General features: G+C 63.0%; 2 protein-coding genes and 1 pseudogene. All 3 read left to right on the top strand.

The genetic code is table 11. The features are described 5' to 3' along the window. A pseudogene (locus EN935_RS31570) lies at positions 1-498 on the top strand (PD40 domain-containing protein); the annotation flags it as partial. Positions 499-747: 249 nt separating this feature from the next. Further along, positions 748-1,254 carry a peptidoglycan-associated lipoprotein Pal gene (pal, locus tag EN935_RS31575; protein WP_109664780.1) on the top strand — a complete coding sequence of 169 codons (507 nt, stop codon included), beginning with the start codon at positions 748-750 and terminating at the stop codon, positions 1,252-1,254. Positions 1,255-1,480: 226 nt separating this feature from the next. Beyond that, on the top strand, positions 1,481-2,338 hold an 858-nt coding region (locus EN935_RS31580; protein WP_127373990.1), incomplete at its 3' end, for a tol-pal system protein YbgF.

The following is a 2,338-nucleotide window of genomic DNA, read 5'->3' on the forward strand; positions in this document are numbered from 1 at the left end:
GGCAATTCCAACATCTTCGCCATGGACCTGCGCAGTCGTTCAACGACGCGCCTGACCAACTCGACCGCCATCGACACCTCGCCGTCCTATTCGCCCGACGGCAGCAAGGTGGTGTTCACCTCCGACCGTGGCGGCCGCGCGCAGATCTACGTCATGGGCGCCGACGGCTCGGGCCAGACCCGCATCTCCTTCGGCGACGGCGTCTATTCGACGCCGGTATGGTCGCCGCGCGGCGACCTCATCGCCTTCACCAAGCAGACTGGCGGCGAATTCCAGATCGGCGTCATGAAGACCGATGGTTCGGGCGAGCGCATCCTGTCCTCCGGCTTCCAGCAGGAGGGGCCGACCTGGGCGCCGAACGGCCGCGTGCTGATGTTCTTCCGCGATTCCGCCGGTGGGCCCAAACTGGTTTCGGTCGATCTTACCGGGCGTAACGAGCAATCGATCCCGACGGCGAACTTCGCTTCGGACCCGGCCTGGTCGCCGCTGCTGGAATAGGTTCGGCTGGATTGCAACACATACTGAAAAGGGGCCGTTTCGGCCCCTTTTCCATGCATTGGTCGCGTTTTGGCCGCATTTCCGCCTAGGGTCCGCGCCAACTGTGGCCCATAGCCGAACGGCTGCGGACGGGCAGCCTAAACCAAATTTTAACCGTGTTTCTTGAATGCCGGTTAACCCAAACGTGGTTACTGGGTGATCAACGAAATCACTCGAATACGATCACTCGAAATACGAAGGAGAGGCGGCATGGGCCGTATCGCAGCACTTACCAGAAACCCGGTCATGATCGCGCTGGTGGCGATGCTCGCCATCGCGGGTTGCGCCTCGAAGAAGACGCCGAACAACGCGGCTGATCTCGGCCTCAATGGCGCGGGTGCCGCAACACCCGGATCGGCGCAGGACTTCACCGTCAACATCGGCGACCGAATCTTCTTCGATACGGACTCGACCTCGATCCGTGCCGACGCGCAGACGACCCTGGCTCGCCAGGCGCAGTGGCTGAACCAGTACAAGCAGTATGCCATCGTCGTCGAAGGCCATGCCGACGAACGCGGCACACGTGAATACAATCTGGCGCTCGGCGCCCGCCGCGCTGCCGCCACCCGCGACTTCCTCGTCGCCAAGGGTGTCTCGGCCAGCCGTCTCAAGACCATTTCCTACGGCAAGGAACGTCCGGTCGCGGTGTGCGACGACATCTCCTGCTGGTCGCAGAATCGCCGTGCGGTCACCACGCTCAGCGGCGCCGGTTCCTGAGGCATCGTGCAGCCGACCAGCGCGTCAAAAGAACGCGCGGCGGTCTAGCGGCAAAAATGCAACATATCTATGTGAAAGGCGGCCCTGGGGCCGCCTTTTTCATATCCGGATGCCCGAAACAAAATTTGGCCGAAGTCTCGGCTCCTGCTATGAGCCGAGGGCGCTTGGCTGGTCCCATTCTGATTGGAAGGCGCGAACAAGCTAACGAAATCACGGCGAGAGGCACATGCATTTGAGATCGGTTCTGAGCGGCACGCTTGCGCTGCTGCTCCTATCAGGCGTCACCGCCTTGGCTAGCGGCTTGGGGGCTAGCGGTACAGGGCAACCAACCGACAGCGGCTTTTCCTTTCATCTGCCCAGCATCGAATTGCCCAGCCTTTTCGGCCAGAAGAAGAAGCCGGATCAGGTCCAGATGGTGCAGTCCGATCCTGCCGCTGTCACCAGCCTGGAAGAGCAGCTGCGCCAGATGAACGGCAAGATCGAGGAACTCAATTTCCAGGTCCTGCAGATGCAGGAGCAGATCCGCAAGCAGCAGGAAGACAACGAATTCCGCTTCCAGCAACTTGAAGGCGGCGGCACGCAAGGCGCACAGCCGCCGGCACAGAAGAAATCGGATGCCACCACCGGCACCGACACCGACGTGGCAGCGGCCCCGGCAACAAAGGCGCCGGCCGATGCCGGCGCCGCGCCCGGCAACGATCAGTCAGCAGGCGGCAAGACGGTCCAGGACGTCATCGTCGAATCGCCCGATGGCGACCCCGGCAAGGTCATTCCCGGTGCGGGAGCGCCGGAAAAAACCTTCGGCACCATCACCGTCGACAAGAACGGCAATGTCATCGATGCCGGCGGCAACACGCAGGCGACCGCGCCGGCGCAGGATAGCGCCCCAGCCACCGGCGCCCCGGCCAAGGCCGGCAAATCCGATACGGTGGTCGCGGCGTTGCCCGCCACCAACGACCCGGAGGAGCTCTACCGCAACTCCTACCAGTTCATCCTCTCGGGCGACTATGGCACCGCCGAGCAGGGCTTTCGCGACCACATTGCCCGCTTCCCCAAGGATGCGAAGGCGGCGGACGCGCATTAC

The sequence above is a fragment of the Mesorhizobium sp. M7D.F.Ca.US.004.03.1.1 genome (assembly GCF_003998635.1).
Lineage (GTDB): Bacteria > Pseudomonadota > Alphaproteobacteria > Rhizobiales > Rhizobiaceae > Mesorhizobium > Mesorhizobium loti.